Below are 17,015 nucleotides of genomic sequence, written 5' to 3' on the forward strand. Positions count from 1 at the left end.
TGCCGGGCGGCATAGCCGCCAGGTCTTGCTCACCTTCGCTCGCGCACAAGGACTCCTATGCCACGCGGTACAAAAATCGTAGCAACAATCGGCCCCGCTTCCACCGACTTCGATATCCTGGTGAAAATGATACGCGCGGGCGTCGACGTGGTGCGCTTGAATTTTTCCCACGGCAAGGCGCAAGACCATATCGACCGCGCGGCGCTGGTGCGCCTGGCGGCGGCCGAGTGCGGCCGCGAAGTGGCCATCATGGCCGACATGCAAGGGCCGAAGATTCGCGTCGGCAAGTTTGAAAATGCCCGTATCCAGCTCGAAGCGGGAGAGCGCTTCATCCTCGACGCCAAGTGGGGCGAAAACGGCGAACTGGGTAACCAGGAGCGTGTCGGCCTCGACTACAAGGCCTTGCCGCGCGACTTGCACAAGGGCGATGTGCTGCTGCTGAACGACGGCTTGATCGTGCTGATCGTCGAGCGCATCCACGGCAGCGAAATCCACACCACCGTCAAGATTGGCGGCGAGTTGTCGAACAACAAGGGCATCAACCGCCAGGGCGGCGGCCTGTCCGCGCCCGCGCTGACGGCCAAGGATATGGAAGACATCAAGACGGCCATGAGTTTCCAGGCCGACTATCTGGCCATTTCCTTCCCGAAATGCGCGACCGACATGGAAATGGCGCGCCAGCTGGCCAATATCGCCGGCGAACCGTACCACCACAAGCCGATGATGATCGCCAAGATCGAGCGCGCGGAAGCCATTCCTGCCCTGCAGGAAATTCTCGACGCGTCGGACGGCATCATGGTGGCGCGTGGCGATCTGGCCGTCGAGGTGGGCAATGCGGCCGTGCCGGCCTTGCAGAAACGCATGATCAAGATGGCGCGCGCATCGAACAAGCTGGCGATCACGGCCACGCAGATGATGGAATCGATGATCGTCAACGCCGTGCCGACCCGCGCGGAAGTGTCCGACGTGGCCAATGCCGTGCTCGACGGCACGGACGCCGTCATGACGTCGGCCGAAACGGCCTCAGGCAAGTACCCGATCGAGACGGTGGAAATGATGGCCGCCATCTGCGTCGAAGCGGAACAGTCCGAATACAACAAGCTCGACGCCGATTTCCTCAACGTCACGTTTACCCGCATCGACCAGTCGATCGCCTACGGCGCGCTGTTTACGGCCCATCACCTGCGCGTGAAAGCCATCGTGGCGCTGACGGAATCCGGTTCCACCGCCTTGTGGATGAGCCGCCACAGTATCGACACGCCGATCTACGCGCTCACGCCCAGCGTGACGACTTTGCGCAAAGCCGCGCTGTACCGCAATGTTCGGGCGTATCATCTGATGCAGAATGCCCCCAGCGCGCAAGTGCTGAAACAGGCGGAAGAGCTGCTGGTGGCGCAGGGCATCGTCCGCAAGGGCGACATGATCGTCGTTACCTGGGGCGAGCCGATGGGCCAGGTGGGCGGCACGAATGCCTTGAAGATCGTCACGGTCGGCGAATTTGAATAAGGCCCAAGAATTCAGGCGCCGCCGCGGTTATTGACCACCGCGAAGCGCCGCAACGGTTTCTATTGTTATCTGGAGTATTACCATGTCTCTCGTATCCATGCGTCAACTGCTGGACCATGCCGCCGAAAACGGTTATGGCATTCCTGCTTTCAACGTCAACAACCTGGAGCAAGTGCAAGCCATCATGGCCGCCGCCGATGCGCTGAACTCGCCGGTGATCATGCAAGCGTCCGCTGGCGCGCGCAAGTACGCCGGTGAAGCGTTCCTGCGCCACCTGATCGACGCCGCCGTCGAAGCGTATCCGCACATTCCCGTCGTCATGCACCAGGATCACGGCCAGTCGCCGGCCGTCTGCATGGCCGCCATCCGCTCGGGTTTTACTTCCGTGATGATGGACGGTTCGCTGGAAGCGGACGGCAAGTCGGTTGCCTCCTACGACTACAACGTGGAAGTGTCGCGTGAAGTGGTGAAATTCTCGCACGCCATCGGCGTGACGGTGGAAGCGGAACTGGGCGTGCTCGGTTCGCTGGAAACCATGAAGGGCGACAAGGAAGACGGCCACGGCGCGGACGGTACCATGACCCGCGAGCAACTGTTGACGGACGTGGCGCAAGCGGCCGACTTCGTGCAGCGTACCCAGTGCGACGCCCTGGCGATCGCCATCGGCACCTCGCACGGCGCCTACAAATTCACGCGCAAGCCGACGGGCGACATCCTGGCCATCGACCGCATCAAGGAAATCCATGCGCGCATCCCGAACACCCACTTGGTGATGCACGGTTCTTCGTCGGTGCCGCAGGAATTGCTGGCCATCATCCGCGAATTCGGCGGCGACATGAAGGAAACCTACGGCGTGCCAGTCGAGGAAATCCAGGAAGGCATCCGTCACGGCGTGCGCAAGATCAACATCGACACCGACATCCGCCTGGCGATGACGGCTGCCGTGCGCAAGTACCTGTTCGAGAACCCGTCGAAATTCGACCCGCGCGACTTCCTGAAGCCAGCGCGCACCGCCGCCGAGCAAATCGTGCGCGCGCGCATGCAGGCTTTCGGCTGCGAAGGCCAGGCGTCGAAAATCAAGGTCATCACGATGGAAAAAATGGCCGAGCGCTACAAGGCCGGCGAGCTGTCGCAAATTGTGAAGTAAAATTCTGTCTGGAACGGGCCGGAAGCAATGCTCCGTGCCCGATTTTCTCGACCGGCGGGCACCCCCTGCCTGCCGGTTTCGTTTCATCCAACTATTCCCCCGCTATGAACAGCCTCTATCAGACTTCCATCCATTCCCTGCCATTGCTGGGCCACGGCAAGGTCCGCGACAACTACGCCGTTGGCGACGACAAGATTCTGATCGTCACCACGGACCGCCTGTCGGCCTTCGATGTCGTCATGAACGAGCCTATCCCCGGCAAGGGCAAGGTCCTCAACCAGATGAGCGACTTCTGGTTCGAGAAACTGGGCCATATCGTGCCTAACCACCTGACCGGCGTGGCGCCGGAATCCGTGGTGGCAGCTGATGAAGTGGAGCAAGTGCAAGGCCGCGCCGTCGTGGCCAAGCGCTTGAAACCGATCATGGTCGAGGCAGTCGTGCGCGGCTACATCATTGGTTCGGGCTGGAAAGATTACCAGGACACGGGCAGCATCTGCGGCATCAAGCTGCCAGCGGGCCTGCAACAGGCGGAAAAATTGCCGGAACCGATTTTCACGCCGGCCGCCAAGGCCGAGTTGGGCGAGCATGACGAAAACATCAGCTTTGCTGAAATGGAAGAGCGCATCGGTGCCGACCTGGCCGCCAAGATGCGCGACGTGGCTATTCAACTCTACAAGACGGCCGCCGAATACGCGGCCACGCGCGGCATCATCATCGCCGACACCAAGTTCGAATTCGGCCTGGACGACAATGGCGTCATGCATCTGATGGATGAAGTACTGACGGCCGATTCGTCGCGCTTCTGGCCTGCCGATTCGTATCAGCCTGGCATTTCGCCGCCATCGTTCGACAAGCAATTCGTGCGCGACTACCTGGAAACGCTGACCTGGGGCAAGACCGCACCGGCGCCTGCGCTGCCGGCCGACGTCATCGAAAAAACCCAGGCCAAGTATTTTGAAGCCATCGAACGCCTGACGGGCGAGAAGCTGAAGGCCTGAGATGACTGAGCAAAACAAGCCGCTGGTCGGCGTCATCATGGGCTCGTCCTCGGACTGGGACGTGATGCAGAACGCGGTCGCCATCCTGAAACAGTTTGGCGTGCCGTACGAAGCGCAAGTCATTTCCGCGCACCGCATGCCCGACGAGATGTATGCGTACGCGAAAAGCGCGCGCGCGCGCGGCTTGCGCGCCATCATCGCCGGCGCCGGCGGCGCGGCCCACCTGCCTGGCATGGTGGCGGCGATGACCATCGTGCCCGTGCTGGGCGTGCCCGTGCCGTCGAAATACTTGCGCGGCGAAGATTCCATGCTGTCCATCCTGCAAATGCCCAAGGGCGTGCCGGTGGCCACCTTCGCCATCGGCGAAGCGGGCGCGGCGAATGCGGCGCTGACGGCGGTGGCGATGCTGGCCGCCAATGACGACGCCCTGGCCGAGCGCCTGGAAGCCTTCCGTGCCACGCAAACGGCCGCCGCCAAGGCCATGGTCTTGCCTGAATAATGTGTTTGAAAAATAATGAATAGTAAATCGACTTCCCCATTGCTGCCTGCCGCTAATCCATCGGCGTGGCTGGGCGTGATGGGCGGCGGCCAGCTCGGCCGCATGTTTGCCCAGGCCGCCCAGAGCATGGGCTATCAGGTTGCAGTTCTTGAACCTGTGCTGGAACCGGCCGCCACTTGCCCTGCGGGGCAGGTGGCGCAGCGCCTCATCAATGCCGGCTATGACGATGTCGCCGGCCTCGACGCCCTGGCGGCGCAATGCCTGGCCGTCACCACGGAATTCGAGAACGTGCCGGCCGACAGCCTGTCGCGCCTGGCCGAACGCGTGTTCGTGGCGCCGAATGCCCATGGCGTGTCGGTGGCGCAGGACCGCATCGCGGAAAAGCGTTTCTTTGTCGCTTGCGCGGCCAAATCGGGCGTGCTGCCGGCGCCGCACATGGTGATCGCCACGCAGCTTGACATCGACGCCATCAGCGACGACTTGCTGCCGGGTATTTTGAAAACCGTACGCATGGGCTATGACGGCAAGGGCCAGTTCCGCGTGCGCACGCGCGACGATGTGCGCGCCGCGTTCGCGGAAATGGGCGAAGTAACTTGCCTGTTGGAAAAGATGTTGCCGCTGGCGTATGAAGTGTCCGTGCTGACGGCGCGTGGCGTGGATGGCGAATCGGTCGTCTATCCGATCGCCGAGAACGTGCACCGCGACGGCGTCTTGTTTACCACCACCGTGCCGGGCCCGAACGTGTCCGACGACTGCGCCGTCAAGGCGCAGCGGGCGGCGCAAGCCATGGTGGCCGAACTCGGCTATGTCGGCGTGCTGTGCATCGAATTTTTCGTGCTGGAAGATGGCAGCCTGGTGGTCAATGAAATGGCGCCGCGTCCGCACAACAGCGGCCACTACACGATGGATGCCTGCGTCACCAGCCAGTTCGCGCAGCAGGTGCGGGCCATGGCGCGTCTGCCGCTGGGCGACGTGCGCCAGCATTCGCCGGCCGTGATGCTCAACATCCTCGGCGACGCCTGGTTTGCCGGCGACAGCGATGCTGCCTGCGAACCGGCGTGGGACCAGGTGCTGGCGCTGCCGGGCGCCTGCCTGCATCTGTATGGCAAGGATGATCCGCGCCGTGGCCGCAAGATGGGCCACCTGACCTTCATCGCCGCCACCTTGCCGGAAGCGCAGCAGCGCCTGCGCGACGCTTGCCTGATTTTGGGAATCGTGCCGTGAGCGTGTCCGCGCAAGACTTGGCAGCAGCGGCCGCCGTGCTGGAGGCGGGCGGCCTCGTCGCTTTTCCGACGGAAACCGTGTACGGCCTGGGCGCCGATGCGGAAAACCCGGCCGCCGTGGCACGCATCTATGAAGCGAAGGGCCGGCCCTCGGACCACCCCGTGATCGTGCACGTGGCGCCCGGCGCCGATCTGGCGCACTGGTCCGACGACATTCCAGTCGAGGCGCAGCAACTGGTGGCCGCTTTCTGGCCCGGTCCGCTGACTCTGATCGTCAAGCGCGCCGCGCATATTCCCGACGCCGTCTCCGGCGGCCAGGACACGGTGGGCTTGCGCTGCCCGTCGCATCCGGTGGCTATCGCCTTGCTACGCACCTTCAAGGGCGGCAAGGGCGGCCTGGCGGCGCCGTCGGCAAACAAATTCGGCAACGTCAGCCCGACCACGGCGCAGCACGTGCGCGATGAATTCGCGGCGGAACTCGCCAGTGGCTTGCTGGGCCAGGTCCTCGATGGCGGGCAGAGCGACGTGGGCATCGAGTCGACCATCGTCGACCTGTCGCGCCTGGCCACACACGGTCCCGTGCTGTTGCGTCCCGGCCATATCAGCAGCGAACAGATCGCCGCCGTCATCGGCCGCGCACCGGCAGTGGCGGACGCTGCCGCGCCGCGCGCCTCGGGCACCCTGGAATCGCATTACGCGCCGCACACGCCTGTTGCGATGCAGCACAGCGACGACGTGAGCGCCACCCTGAACCGCCTGCTCAATGACGGGCGCCGCGTGGCCCTGATCCATTACTCGGATCTGCCGCCGGCCAGCGCCAGCGTGCGCCTGGCCGCGACACCGGAAAATTACGCACATGCGCTGTATGCCTCGCTGCGCACGATGGACCAGGTCGGCGCCGAGCTGATACTCGTCGAAGCCCCACCGACCGGCCCCGCGTGGCTGGGCGTCAACGACCGTTTGCGGCGTGCCGCGTTCGGCTCAAGTGGTATCTTGCAGCAATTCCTGTCCGTCTGAAAAAAGCCCCGCAAGGGGCTTTTTCTTGATGCAGCGCAATAGCGATGCTTGCCACGAAACATAGTAAATCCGCCATAATCCATCTGATCGCCCGGCCATGACAGGGCGCCGTCAGTGTTGTTATTTCGTTGATTTTTAAAACATATTTTCTATACAAGCCTGAGGAACGATGGCATATTAGTTGGGTAGCGAATAGCACGCCCGTTCGTTTAGAAACCAGAAAAAAGACCGAGGAGACAAAATGCATCAAACCAAATTCGCGCTGGCCGTGCTGGCAGCGGCTGTCCTGGCAGGTTGCGGCGGCGCCAGTGGCGGTGATCAAGCCTTGAAAGTCAAATACACGGCGCAGGTGTCGTTCGGCGACAGCCTGTCCGATGTCGGTTCGTATGCCGTCGCCGGTGTGGCGGCGAGCGGTGGCGGCAAATTCACCATCAATGGCGACAATACCAAGATCAATCCTGAGCTGACGGGCAAGAACTGGACCGAGCACCTGGCCGCGCAATTCGGCTTGCCGGCGCCATGCGCCGCCGAAACGGGCCTGGAAGGCAGCGTACCGAGCCTGCAGGCCCCGCGCGTCAAGCATGCCGGCTGCTTCGGCTACGCCATGGGCGGTTCGCGCGTCACCAACCCCGTTGGTCCGAACAACAAGCTGGCGGGCGGTGCGCTGGGCGCCCTGACCGTGCCCGTGGTGACGCAGATCGCGAACCATCTGGCGGTTTCCGGCGGCAAGTTCAGCGGCACGGAAGTCGTTTTCGTGATGGCCGGCGGTAACGACGTGCTGTTCCTGCTGGGTCAATTGCAAGCGGGCGCGACGGACGCCGGCAAGAAGGCGGGCGCTGCCGCGGGTGCGCAAGCATTCGCCACCAATCTGACCATGGCCCTGGCGGCCGGCGCCACCAATCCCAACACGGCAGCGGCAGCCATCGGTGCGGCGGTAGCGACCGCCAGTGCGGCGCCTGGCGCGACATCGACATCGATTGTGCAGGCCGCCGTCTTCGCTGCAGCCAACCAGCCGGGCAATGCCGCCGTCGGTTCGCCCACCGTGTATGGCCCGCTGGTCGCCAAGGCGCAAGCCGATGCGACGGTGACGGGCAATGCCGCCGGCGCCAAGGCCGGTGCCGAATACGCTGCGGCCCAGGGGCCGTTGCTGGTTGCCGAGATGAAAAAAGCTGGTATCGAACTGGTGGCGCAGGTCAAGGACCAGATCATTGCCAAGGGCGCCAACAATGTGGTGGTCAACAACCTGCCGGACGTGGCCGGTACTCCATCGGGCCTGAGCAAGGATGCCAATACCAAGGCGCTCATCAATGCCATGGTCAGCACCTTCAATGGCGAGCTGAGCGCCGGCTTGAACGGCAATGCGAAAGTCTTGCTGGTCGACGTGTATGCCGTCAGCCATGACCAGGGCGTCAATCCTGGCCCGTATGGCTTGACCAACGTCACGGAAACGGCGTGCGACCTGTCGCCAGCGAAAAATTCACTGGGCAGTTCGCTGGTCTGCAATGGCACCAACCTGAAAGCGGGCGACGTCAGCCACTACTCGTATGCCGACGATGTGCACCCTACGCCGTTCAACAACCTGTTGCTGGCCCGTTACGTGGCCAAGGACATGGTCGTGCGGGGCTGGCTGTAAGGATGGCCGCGCCAGCTACGTCGACGGGACGTGGCTGGCGCTGGCAGCGACAAGTTTGGATAGCCAGGCTATCCGCACATAATGATCAGGAGACAAGATGAAGAATCGTTTGAATACCGCTGTACGCGTGCTGGCCGCGGCTGCCGCGATGGCCATGGCGACGGGCGCTTCGGCGCAAAGCGCAGGCACCTGGATGGTCAAAGCCGGCCTCAACAAGATCACGCCGCACGTGGACAGTGGCGACATTTCCGCGCCGGCACTGCCTGGCACGAAAGCCGACGTCAAGTCGGATACCAAGCCCATCCTGACCTTTGCCTACATGATCACGGACAATGTTTCCGCTGAAATGATCCTCGGCGTGCCGTACAAGCACGACCTGATCGGCGACGGTTCCATCAAGGGTACGGGCAAGCTGGGGACGGCGGAAGCCTTGCCGCCGACGGCCTTCATCCAGTACCGTTTCTTCCAGCCTAATGCGATGATCCGCCCCTACGTGGGCGCGGGCTTGACGTATGCTTATTTCCAGAAGGAAAAAGGTTCGGGCCAGATGACGGCCTTGCTGGATCCGGGTGGAAAACCAGTGACGTACCGCATGGACAACAAGCTGACCGGCAGCCTGGTGGTCGGCGGCACTGTGGCCTTCAACGAGCGCTGGTTTGCCGACGTGGCCGTGGTCAAGACCTACCTGAAAACCAGGGCGAAATTCTCGACGGGGCAGACGCAGGACATCAAGCTCGACCCGGTTGCGGTGAGTGTCAGCATCGGATACAACTTTACGCTGTAAAACAAAAAATCCGCCTCGGCGGATTTTTTTTTGTCCCGTTCCCGCTCAGGCTGGCGGGGTATTGAACTTTCCATTGTGGAAGATCAAGGGCGGCTGCGCGGCAAACGCGCATTGTTCCACTTCGCCCACGAAAATGACGTGGTCGCCTTCGGGATAGCGGCTGCGGTTGTGGCATTCGAACCAGGCCGATGCGCCTTTCAGGATGGGCTGGCCCGTGCGCGACAGTTCGTAGTCGACGTCGTCGAAGGGATTCGGCGTGCGGCGTGAAAAGCGCGTCGCCAGTTCCGCCTGGTCGGCGCCCAGCACATTGATGACGTAATGCGAGTTGCCGCTGAAAATGGGCATGCTGTTCGCCACGGAACCGAGGCTCCACAGCACCAGCGGCGGCGACAGCGAGACGGAATTGAAGGAACTGGCCGTCAAGCCACGGAAACTGCCGTCGGCCAGGCGCGTCGTGATGACCGTCACGCCGGTGGCAAACTGTGACAGTGCCTGGCGGAAATGTGTCGTATCGAATTCTTGCGCTGGCGCGCGGGGAGAGCGTGTGTTCATGGGTGACCTGTCTATTTGCTGACATTATGCCAAAAATCGGCCGCGCCAGCGCAATCGTGGCCAGCATGCCCCTATGTGCGGTGCCTAACGCGCCGTTTCAAGCGGCGCTGCAGGCCGTTGCGCTTTACGTTACAGTGGTGAAATGATACGTCGCAGAGGCGTTGCGGGAGGGCATCATGCATCAACAGACGGAAGTGGCGGTATTCGGCGGTGGCTGTTTCTGGTGCCTGGCCGCCGTGTACGGGGAAGTGCGCGGCGTGACGCGCGTCGAGGCCGGCTACACGGGCGGCAAGGTGCCTGACCCCAGCTATGAACAGGTGTGCACGGGCGAGACGGGCCACGCGGAAGTGGTGCGCCTGGAATTCGATCCCGCCATCATCAGCTACCACGACTTGCTGGAAATCTTTTTTACCTTGCACGATCCCACCACCTTGAATCGCCAGGGAAATGATGTTGGCACGCAATACCGTTCCGTCATCCATTACCAGTCGGCCGCGCAGGAAAGCGTGGCGCGCAAGGTCGTGGCCGAGATGGCCGGCGTGTGGGATGCGCCCATCGTCACGCAGCTGGCGCCTGCCGCCGTCTTTTATCCGGCCGAGGAGTGCCACCAGAATTATGTCGAGCAGCATCCCTTGCAGGGCTATTGCGCCCTGGTTGTCGTGCCGAAGGTGGAGAAATTCCGCGCCATGTATGCGGGGCGCCTGAAGTAAGCGCCCCGCATGCGTGCGTCTGTCAGGGCGTGAGCACGGGCGCCGGCCTTGTTTCCTGCGTATGCTCCTGCGCATACATGTAGTTGCGCGACCAGGGCAGCGTGGAAGAGCGCCGGCCCGCCTTCACGCAGACGATCTGGTACAGGCTGATCAAATCTTGCTCGAAGGCATAGGCGCAGCCGGCCAGGTAGACGTGCCAGATGCGGAAGCGCCGCTCGCCCGCCAGCGGACGGATCTGTTCCGCGTGGGCTTCGAAATTCTCCGTCCACAGGGCGCAGGTGCGCGCATAGTGGCGCCGCAGGTTTTCCACGTCCAGCACTTCCAGACCGCCTTGCTGCATGGTTTTCAGGACATTGCCGATGTGCGCCAGCTCGCCGTGCGGAAACACATATTTTTCGATGAATTCGCCGCCGCCATACGGCGTTTCGCCATTCTCCGGATCGGTCGAGGTGATGCCGTGGTTCATCGCCATGCCGTCCGGCGCCAGCAGCTTGTTGATGATGGAAAAGTAGTCGGGCAAGTGTTTCAGGCCCACGTGCTCGAACATGCCCACGCTGGTGATGCGGTCGAACTGGCCCGTCACATCGCGGTAATCTTGCAGGCGGATGTCGATCAGGTGCGCCAGGCCGGCCGCCGCCACGCGCTCGCGCGCCAGCGCGTACTGGTTTTCCGACAGGGTCACGCCCACGCAGCGGGCGCCATATTGCTGCGCGGCACGGATGACGAGCGCGCCCCAGCCGCAGCCGATGTCGAGCAGGGTCTGGCCCGGCTGCAGCTGGATTTTCTTCAGGATATGGTCGATCTTCTTGACTTGCGCCTGCGCCAGGGTTTCGTCGCCATGTTCGAAATAGGCGCAGGAATACACGAGGGCGCGGTCGAGAAACTGCTCATAGAAAGCGTTCGACACATCGTAGTGGTAGCGGATGGCTTCGGCATCCTTGCTCTTGTCGTGTGTAAAGCTACGCACGATGCGGGCCAGCTTGCCTTCCGGCTTCAAGGTATTGCGCGCCAGGGCATTGCAGATGGAAATCATGTCCATCGCCTTGCCCTTGACCTCGATATTGCCTTCCACATAGGCCGAGCCCAGGTTGGCCAGCGACGGGTTCAGCAGATAGCGGGCCGAGGCGACGGTCGGCAAACGGATGGTGACGCTGGGCGTTTCGCTGGACAGGTCGACGTGCTGGCCGTTCCACAATTCTATGCGTAGCGGCAAGGCGGTCTTGCTGCGGATGCTGGCAATCCAGGACTTGAGTTGGTTTTGTACAAACAAAATGGCCTCCAATGCAGCGGCCGCCGTGGCAGCCGCAAATTGAGAAACAATGTCATTTAGTAACTTCTATCCTCATAGCCTACACCGATATTGACCAGCTTGCTTTGCGCCGCCCCGCCTATCCTGCTCAAGGTTGCAAGCGTTGCATGCTCCATTGCCCGTCAGCACCACGCGTAAACACGATGCGGTCGTGGAAGCGCGAACGGCGTCCCTGCCAGAATTCGATGCGTTCCGGCTGCAAGCGGTAGCCGCCCCAGTGTGCCGGGCGCGGCGGCTGCGCGTCGCCGACGGCGGCCACCACGGCCTCATAATTGCTTTCCAGCGCGGCGCGGTCGGCGATGGGGGCGCTTTGCTGCGAGGCAATCGCAGACAGCCGGCTTTGCAGGGGGCGCACATTGAAATACTCGTCGCTCTCGGCCGCCGTGGTTTTCACCACCGTGCCTTCGATGCGCACTTGCCGCTCCAGCTCGCGCCAGAAGAACAGCAGGGCGGCGTGTGGATTGTGTTCGAGCTGCTGGCCCTTGTCGCTGTGGTAATTTGTGTACCAGGTAAAGCCCCGTTCATCGAACTGCTTGATCAGCACGATGCGCGAGCTGGGCTTGCCTTCAGGACTGACGGTGGACAAGTCCATGGCGTTCGGTTCCATCACTTGCGCGTTGACGGCCTCGGCAAACCATTTCTGGAACTGGGCGATGGGATCGGCCAGCACATCCGTCTCGCTCAGGCTCGATTGCACGTAGTCGGTGCGCATGGCGGCCAGCACGGCGGCCGGGTCCGGCACTGCGGGCACTTCCGGCGCGATGCCGCGGCGGCGCTGCATGGCCGTGCCCAGCCGCTCCATTTGTTGCGCGCTGAACAGGCGCTTTGCCATCGGTGCCAAATGCCCCTCTTCCTTAGTCATGTGGGCCTGGTAGGCGGCGACATAGGCGGCCACGCCCTCGTCGGCCAGCTGCGTGCCCGTGCCGGCCGCGATGGCGTCCAGTTCCGGACGCAGGGTCAGCCAGGCCTGGTCCATGCGCTGGTGGTCGGCGAGGATTTCCGGCACCAGGGTCGCCAGCAGGGCGGCGTCGTCGCCCGTGGCGGTCGCCTGCAGCATGGGCATCAAGTCCTGCTCTTCATCGTCATGGTGCAGATGGGCGGCTTTATTGAAATATTGCAACACCGCCTTGGCCGCCTGCTGCGCGTCCGTCGTGTTGCCGTGCTGCGCCAGATGGCCCAGCAGGTTTTGCAGGGTCGTCAGCTGCTTGCGGATCTTGTCGTGGCAATGCTTGAGCACGGCGATGGGCTGGTCAAAGCCGGGAACGGAGTCGAACAGGGGAGAGGTCATGGCGAGTTCTCGTGGTGGGTGGTGTGGGGGCGTGGCGACGGTTTGGATTGTCGCTGTGTCAATTCGGCTATTTTAGAATATCCGTCAGCGCAGTGTCCGTTAAAATGGCGCCATGCATACCTCCACCAATGAACAAATTTCCATGGACTTGACCGAGATCGATTTTGAGCGGCGTTTCGGCGGCATTGCCCGCCTGTACGGCGCCCCCGCGCTGGAGCGTTTCCGCGCCGCGCATGTGTGTGTGATCGGCGTGGGCGGCGTCGGTTCCTGGATCGTCGAAGCGCTGGCGCGCAGCGCCGTCGGCCGCCTGACCCTGATCGACCTCGATAATGTTGCCGAATCGAATATCAACCGCCAGATCCAGGCCATGAGCGACACCATCGGCCAGGCCAAGATCACGGCCCTGGCCGAACGCATCGAACTGATCAACCCGTTTTGCCAGGTCACGCAGATCGAGGATTTTATTACCCCTGATAATCTGGAGCAGTTGCTGGGCGGACGCGATTTCGACTACCTGGTCGACGCCATCGACAATGCCAAGGCGAAAGCGGCCGTGATCGCGTATTGCCGCGCGCGCAACATACCCATGCTGACCATCGGCAGCGCGGGCGGCCAGACGGACCCGACCCTGATCGCCGTGCGCGACCTGTCGAAAACGGAACAGGAACCGCTGCTCAAGCGAGTACGCAAACTGTTGCGCACTGAATATGGTTTCCCACGTGGCGTGAAAAACAAGTTCAATGTCGACGCCGTGTTTTCCATGGAACCGTTGAGCACGCCAGAAAGCGCCGAAGCGTGCGCCATCGATGGCAGCACGCCCGCCGGCGTCACGGGCCTGAACTGCGCCGGCTTCGGTTCCAGCGTGGTGGTGACGGCCAGCTTCGGCATGGTGGCGGCCGCCCATGCGCTGAAAAGCTTGCGCCAGGACAAATTAGCGGCCTTGCCGGACGCCGCCTAGCTTAGTCGCCTAGCTTAGTTTCCGGCTGGCCAGGATGCGGTAGTCGCCGCTGCTCTTGAGCGATTCCACCAGCACCAGCTCGTCCGCCAGCCAGGTGATGGGCGCGAAGTCCCCGATGGCCGGTGGCGGCGCCTGGCGCGCCAGGGTCACGTGCGGCGTAAAACGGTCGTGTTCGAAGCGGGGCGCCAGTCCCTGTTCCGCCAAGTTACGCATGCAGGCCGCGCGCAAGTCCAGCAAGGCCGGCGAAGGTTGCGCCAGCGCGGCCCAGGCCAGCGCCAGCTGCGCAAAATGGCTGGCGTGATCGAACAGCAAGGGCATGGGACGCGCCGGTGTGTGCGCCAGAATATCGAGCAGGGCCGGCAGCTCGCTGGCCGGGCGCTGGCCCAGGAAGGCCAGGGTCAGGTGCAGCTTGTCCGCGCGCACGGGTTTGCCTTCCAGGCGCGCTTGCCAGGCGGCCAGGGCCGCGCGCGTGGCCGCGTCGGGCCACAGCGCGTAAAACAGACGGGGGCAATGGGTATCGGGCGACAAGTTTTTCCTATCGTTGCGGCGGTTTGCTATTATTGGCGTTGCCTGCCCACTTGCACTGGCAGGGATCTCACCGAAACTCACTGAAAGAATACATCATGACGCGTAGCTCCGTTTTGTTTGCCCTGATCTGCTCCGTCGCCGCGTCGCTGGCGCAGGCACAGGCGCCAGCGCCTGTTCCCGCCTCCGCCGTCTCGCTGAGCCCCGGCCCTGTCGCCGATAAATTGATCATCATCGACAACAAGGTCGGCACGGGCAAGGAAGCGTCCGCTGGCAATGCCGTCACCGTGCACTACACGGGCTGGCTGTACCGTCCGCTGGCGAAAGATTCGCGCGGCAAGAAGTTCGACAGCTCCGTGGGCCGTGGCCCGTTTGACTTCCCGCTCGGCAAGGGCATGGTCATCAAGGGCTGGGACCAGGGCGTGGCTGGCATGAAAGTGGGCGGCAAGCGTACCCTGATCATTCCAGGCGAACTGGCTTACGGTCCGCGCGGCGCCGGCAATGGCGACATTCCACCGAACTCGGCACTGATCTTCGACGTGGAATTGCTGGACGTGAAGTAATTGTTCGGTTTGGCGGCGGCGCATCCCCGCGCCGCCGCCATTTACGTTCTGAAACGCGGTAGACTGGGTTCTTCTGTAATTGCTGTGGAGACCACCCCCATGAATATCGCCAACGACGTCACTGAACTGATCGGCAACACCCCACTGGTGCGCATCAACCGCATCGCCGCCGGCAGTGTGGCCACCATCCTGGCCAAACTCGAATTCTACAATCCCGCGCACAGCGTCAAGGACCGTATCGGCCTGGCCATGATCGTCGCCGCGGAAGCCGCCGGCAAGATCCATCCCGATACCGTCATCGTCGAACCGACGAGCGGTAACACGGGCATCGCGCTGGCCATGGTGTGCGCCGCGCGCGGCTACCGTTGCACCCTCGTCATGCCCGATACCATGAGCCGCGAGCGCCGCATCCTGCTGCGCGCCTACGGCGCCGAACTGGTGCTCACGCCCGGCAGCGAAGGCATGCTGGGCGCCATCCGCAAGGCCGAAGAACTGGTGGCGGCCGACCCGCGCTACCTGATGCTGCAGCAATTCAACAATCCCGCCAATCCCGCCATCCACCGCGCCACGACGGCCGAGGAAATCTGGCGCGACACGGATGGGCAAGTCGATATCGTCATCGCCGGCGTGGGCACGGGTGGCACGATCACGGGCATTGGCGAAGTGCTGAAGGAACGCAAACCCGGCCTGCAAGTGATTGCCGTGGAACCGGAAGCGTCGCCGATGCTGTCGAAAGGCACGAAAGGGCCGCACCCGATCCAGGGAATCGGCGCCGGTTTCGTGCCGCAGATACTCAACACGACCATCTACGACGAAATCATTTGCGTCAAGAACGACGATGCGTTCGCCACGGCGCGCCTGGCCGCCAGCGACGAAGGCTTGTTGGTCGGCATTTCGTCGGGCGCCGCCCTGTGGGCCGCCCTGCAAGTGGCGCGCCGTCCGGAAAACGCGGGCAAGACCATCGTCACCATCATTCCGTCGTTCGGCGAACGCTACCTGAGTACTGCCTTGTACGCGGGCCTCGGTGATTGATTTGTAAACAGTAGGGACAGGTCTATCCCTTCCGCCAGCGCGCGGTTGCCCGCGTCGCCCGGGTGCAGGTGGTCGCCCGAGTCGTAATCGGGCAGCAGGCGCGGCGGGTGCGCCGGGTCGCGCGCCAGCGCGTCGAAGTCGAGGACGGCATCAAACAGGCCGCTGGCGCGTATCCACGCATTCAATTGCTGGCGCAATGCATCTTTATCAAGCTGATAATAGTTGCTCAGGGGCGTGCCGGGCAGGGCGCCTGCGAACGGCGTCAGGGTGGCCGCGATCACGCGCACGCCGCGGCTGCGCGCCTGGGCCACCAGCTGGGCGTAGCCGTTTGTTAATTCCTCCAATGTCGGCCGTTTTTCCCGTGGCGCAAACGCCGTACCGGGCCAGCTGATGTCATTGATGCCCAACAAGACGATCACCGTGCGCACGCCAGGCTGCGCCAGCACGTCGCGCTCGAAACGCGCCAGGGCGTTATCTCCCATGCCGTCGGACAACAGTCGCCCACCGGAAATGCCCGCATTGACCACGGCCACGCCGTGCGGCGCCAGGCGTTCAGCCAGGAAATCGGGCCAGCGCGCATCCATCCCCAGGCTGGCGCTGGCGCCATCGGTGATGGAATCGCCAAGGATGGCCACTGCTTGCCCCGCCGCCGTCGCCTCCACCTGGATGGCCGTCAGTAAAAGGCGCGCCGTGGTGGCTTGCACGCCGGGCCCCTCATTGATGCGCGCCGCCTGCGTCTGGTCATGCGGCGCGATCCACGCCGTCTCGCGGCCATCCCAGTGAAACGTGGAGACGGGACTGGCTTGCGGCAAATGGATGCTCACCGTCAGGCGGGCCAGGTCCGGCACGGACAGCTCGACGGGGTCGCTGACGAGCGGTGCGCCCGGCGCCACGCTGGCCGCCGGCTGGCCGGAAAACGTCAGCGTGCGCAAGCTGCCGGGTTGGATGGAGGAACCGGACGCGGCCAGGGCCACCGTGGCCGCGCCGATGCGCAGCGGCGCCTTGCCATACGCGTTCGACAGCACGATGCGCACGCGCGGGCCGCCCACGCTGAGGCGCGCCACCTGGCGTACGGTGTGCCCGTGCAGCATGGCGGGCACATTGCTGGGAAGCAGGAAGCCGCTGCTCCACACGGCTTGCGGGCTGGCCGTCCAGCTGGCCAGCCAGGTGGGTGCGGCATTGGCGGCCTGGACCGGGCTGGTGCTGAATGCCAGGCTCAGCAAGGCGGCGGGAAAAATGGACAATCGTTGCATGGCGGCTCGCTTCATCAA

Annotated in this window: 17 protein-coding genes; 12 read left to right on the plus strand and 5 right to left on the minus strand. The window is 63.2% G+C overall.

Translation table 11 applies throughout. From position 1 onward, the window contains the following. Nucleotides 1-57 precede the first annotated feature (57 nt). From pyk to ACPJXG_RS02585, 8 genes are all read left to right on the plus strand, one after another. Nucleotides 58-1,506: a pyruvate kinase gene (gene pyk / locus ACPJXG_RS02550; RefSeq protein ID WP_425253312.1), complete on the plus strand. Its 1,449-nt coding sequence runs from the start codon at nucleotides 58-60 to the stop codon at nucleotides 1,504-1,506. 82 nt (nucleotides 1,507-1,588) lie between these two features. Then, the gene (gene fba, locus ACPJXG_RS02555; RefSeq protein WP_035822493.1) at nucleotides 1,589-2,653 is read left to right on the plus strand and encodes a class II fructose-bisphosphate aldolase; all 1,065 of its coding nucleotides are present in this window, start codon (nucleotides 1,589-1,591) and stop codon (nucleotides 2,651-2,653) included. 104 nt (nucleotides 2,654-2,757) lie between these two features. Beyond that, the gene (locus ACPJXG_RS02560) at nucleotides 2,758-3,651 is read left to right on the plus strand and encodes a phosphoribosylaminoimidazolesuccinocarboxamide synthase (protein ID WP_278317147.1); all 894 of its coding nucleotides are present in this window, start codon (nucleotides 2,758-2,760) and stop codon (nucleotides 3,649-3,651) included. Nucleotide 3,652: 1 nt separating this feature from the next. Further along, the gene (gene purE / locus ACPJXG_RS02565; RefSeq protein ID WP_035822487.1) at nucleotides 3,653-4,150 is read left to right on the plus strand and encodes a 5-(carboxyamino)imidazole ribonucleotide mutase; all 498 of its coding nucleotides are present in this window, start codon (nucleotides 3,653-3,655) and stop codon (nucleotides 4,148-4,150) included. A gap of 15 nt (nucleotides 4,151-4,165) precedes the next feature. Further along, complete coding sequence (locus ACPJXG_RS02570) at nucleotides 4,166-5,374, plus strand: 5-(carboxyamino)imidazole ribonucleotide synthase (RefSeq protein WP_425253313.1); 1,209 nt, start codon at nucleotides 4,166-4,168, stop codon at nucleotides 5,372-5,374. After that, nucleotides 5,371-6,390: an L-threonylcarbamoyladenylate synthase gene (locus ACPJXG_RS02575; RefSeq protein WP_425253314.1), complete on the plus strand. Its 1,020-nt coding sequence runs from the start codon at nucleotides 5,371-5,373 to the stop codon at nucleotides 6,388-6,390. The genes ACPJXG_RS02570 and ACPJXG_RS02575 overlap by 4 nt, the downstream gene beginning before the upstream one ends. Before the next feature lie 241 nt (nucleotides 6,391-6,631). Next, complete coding sequence (locus ACPJXG_RS02580; protein ID WP_425253315.1) at nucleotides 6,632-8,023, plus strand: SGNH/GDSL hydrolase family protein; 1,392 nt, start codon at nucleotides 6,632-6,634, stop codon at nucleotides 8,021-8,023. A 97-nt stretch (nucleotides 8,024-8,120) separates the two neighbouring features. Further along, complete coding sequence (locus ACPJXG_RS02585) at nucleotides 8,121-8,807, plus strand: OmpW/AlkL family protein (protein WP_035822474.1); 687 nt, start codon at nucleotides 8,121-8,123, stop codon at nucleotides 8,805-8,807. A 45-nt stretch (nucleotides 8,808-8,852) separates the two neighbouring features. On the opposite strand, the gene ACPJXG_RS02590 is transcribed toward ACPJXG_RS02585, so the two are convergent. Further along, nucleotides 8,853-9,359 carry a flavin reductase family protein gene (locus ACPJXG_RS02590; RefSeq protein WP_035822470.1) on the minus strand — a complete coding sequence of 169 codons (507 nt, stop codon included), beginning with the start codon at nucleotides 9,357-9,359 and terminating at the stop codon, nucleotides 8,853-8,855. A gap of 176 nt (nucleotides 9,360-9,535) precedes the next feature. Here ACPJXG_RS02590 and msrA point away from each other — a divergent pair, with 176 nt between their 5' ends. After that, a complete protein-coding gene (msrA, locus tag ACPJXG_RS02595) occupies nucleotides 9,536-10,069 on the plus strand; it encodes a peptide-methionine (S)-S-oxide reductase MsrA (RefSeq protein WP_402719574.1) in 534 nt (177 codons plus the stop codon). Between the two features lie 22 nt (nucleotides 10,070-10,091). On the opposite strand, the gene ACPJXG_RS02600 is transcribed toward msrA, so the two are convergent. Both ACPJXG_RS02600 and pdxH read right to left on the minus strand, forming a co-directional pair. Next, nucleotides 10,092-11,339: a class I SAM-dependent methyltransferase gene (locus ACPJXG_RS02600; RefSeq protein ID WP_425253316.1), complete on the minus strand. Its 1,248-nt coding sequence runs from the start codon at nucleotides 11,337-11,339 to the stop codon at nucleotides 10,092-10,094. Nucleotides 11,340-11,466: 127 nt separating this feature from the next. Next, nucleotides 11,467-12,666 carry a pyridoxamine 5'-phosphate oxidase gene (pdxH, locus tag ACPJXG_RS02605; RefSeq protein ID WP_425253317.1) on the minus strand — a complete coding sequence of 400 codons (1,200 nt, stop codon included), beginning with the start codon at nucleotides 12,664-12,666 and terminating at the stop codon, nucleotides 11,467-11,469. A 112-nt stretch (nucleotides 12,667-12,778) separates the two neighbouring features. Here pdxH and tcdA point away from each other — a divergent pair, with 112 nt between their 5' ends. Further along, the gene (gene tcdA, locus ACPJXG_RS02610; RefSeq protein WP_255206137.1) at nucleotides 12,779-13,624 is read left to right on the plus strand and encodes a tRNA cyclic N6-threonylcarbamoyladenosine(37) synthase TcdA; all 846 of its coding nucleotides are present in this window, start codon (nucleotides 12,779-12,781) and stop codon (nucleotides 13,622-13,624) included. Between the two features lie 9 nt (nucleotides 13,625-13,633). Here tcdA and thpR read toward each other — a convergent pair whose 3' ends face one another. Continuing rightward, the gene (gene thpR / locus ACPJXG_RS02615) at nucleotides 13,634-14,152 is read right to left on the minus strand and encodes an RNA 2',3'-cyclic phosphodiesterase (RefSeq protein ID WP_176388205.1); all 519 of its coding nucleotides are present in this window, start codon (nucleotides 14,150-14,152) and stop codon (nucleotides 13,634-13,636) included. Nucleotides 14,153-14,247: 95 nt separating this feature from the next. Here thpR and ACPJXG_RS02620 point away from each other — a divergent pair, with 95 nt between their 5' ends. Next, nucleotides 14,248-14,712, plus strand: a complete 465-nt coding sequence (locus tag ACPJXG_RS02620) for an FKBP-type peptidyl-prolyl cis-trans isomerase (RefSeq protein WP_099401727.1) — start codon at nucleotides 14,248-14,250, stop codon at nucleotides 14,710-14,712. A gap of 99 nt (nucleotides 14,713-14,811) precedes the next feature. Then, a complete protein-coding gene (gene cysK, locus ACPJXG_RS02625) occupies nucleotides 14,812-15,744 on the plus strand; it encodes a cysteine synthase A (protein ID WP_046684376.1) in 933 nt (310 codons plus the stop codon). Here cysK and ACPJXG_RS02630 read toward each other — a convergent pair. After that, entirely contained in the window at nucleotides 15,705-16,997 is a 1,293-nt protein-coding gene (locus ACPJXG_RS02630) for an SGNH/GDSL hydrolase family protein (protein WP_425253318.1), read from the minus strand. The genes cysK and ACPJXG_RS02630 overlap by 40 nt on opposite strands. Nucleotides 16,998-17,015 lie beyond the last annotated feature (18 nt).

This window comes from Janthinobacterium sp. NFX145, assembly GCF_049810325.1.
In the GTDB taxonomy this organism is placed as follows: Bacteria; Pseudomonadota; Gammaproteobacteria; order Burkholderiales; family Burkholderiaceae_D; genus Janthinobacterium; species Janthinobacterium rivuli.

Coding starts and splice junctions, on each gene's coding strand:
- pyk (WP_425253312.1), top strand. CDS start 58: ATGCCACGCGGTACAAAAATCGTAGCAACAATCGGCCCCGCTTCCACC.
- fba (WP_035822493.1), top strand. CDS start 1,589: ATGTCTCTCGTATCCATGCGTCAACTGCTGGACCATGCCGCCGAAAAC.
- ACPJXG_RS02560 (WP_278317147.1), top strand. CDS start 2,758: ATGAACAGCCTCTATCAGACTTCCATCCATTCCCTGCCATTGCTGGGC.
- purE (WP_035822487.1), top strand. CDS start 3,653: ATGACTGAGCAAAACAAGCCGCTGGTCGGCGTCATCATGGGCTCGTCC.
- ACPJXG_RS02570 (WP_425253313.1), top strand. CDS start 4,166: ATGAATAGTAAATCGACTTCCCCATTGCTGCCTGCCGCTAATCCATCG.
- ACPJXG_RS02580 (WP_425253315.1), top strand. CDS start 6,632: ATGCATCAAACCAAATTCGCGCTGGCCGTGCTGGCAGCGGCTGTCCTG.
- ACPJXG_RS02585 (WP_035822474.1), top strand. CDS start 8,121: ATGAAGAATCGTTTGAATACCGCTGTACGCGTGCTGGCCGCGGCTGCC.
- ACPJXG_RS02590 (WP_035822470.1), bottom strand. CDS start 9,359: ATGAACACACGCTCTCCCCGCGCGCCAGCGCAAGAATTCGATACGACA.
- msrA (WP_402719574.1), top strand. CDS start 9,536: ATGCATCAACAGACGGAAGTGGCGGTATTCGGCGGTGGCTGTTTCTGG.
- pdxH (WP_425253317.1), bottom strand. CDS start 12,666: ATGACCTCTCCCCTGTTCGACTCCGTTCCCGGCTTTGACCAGCCCATC.
- tcdA (WP_255206137.1), top strand. CDS start 12,779: ATGCATACCTCCACCAATGAACAAATTTCCATGGACTTGACCGAGATC.
- ACPJXG_RS02620 (WP_099401727.1), top strand. CDS start 14,248: ATGACGCGTAGCTCCGTTTTGTTTGCCCTGATCTGCTCCGTCGCCGCG.
- cysK (WP_046684376.1), top strand. CDS start 14,812: ATGAATATCGCCAACGACGTCACTGAACTGATCGGCAACACCCCACTG.
- ACPJXG_RS02630 (WP_425253318.1), bottom strand. CDS start 16,997: ATGCAACGATTGTCCATTTTTCCCGCCGCCTTGCTGAGCCTGGCATTC.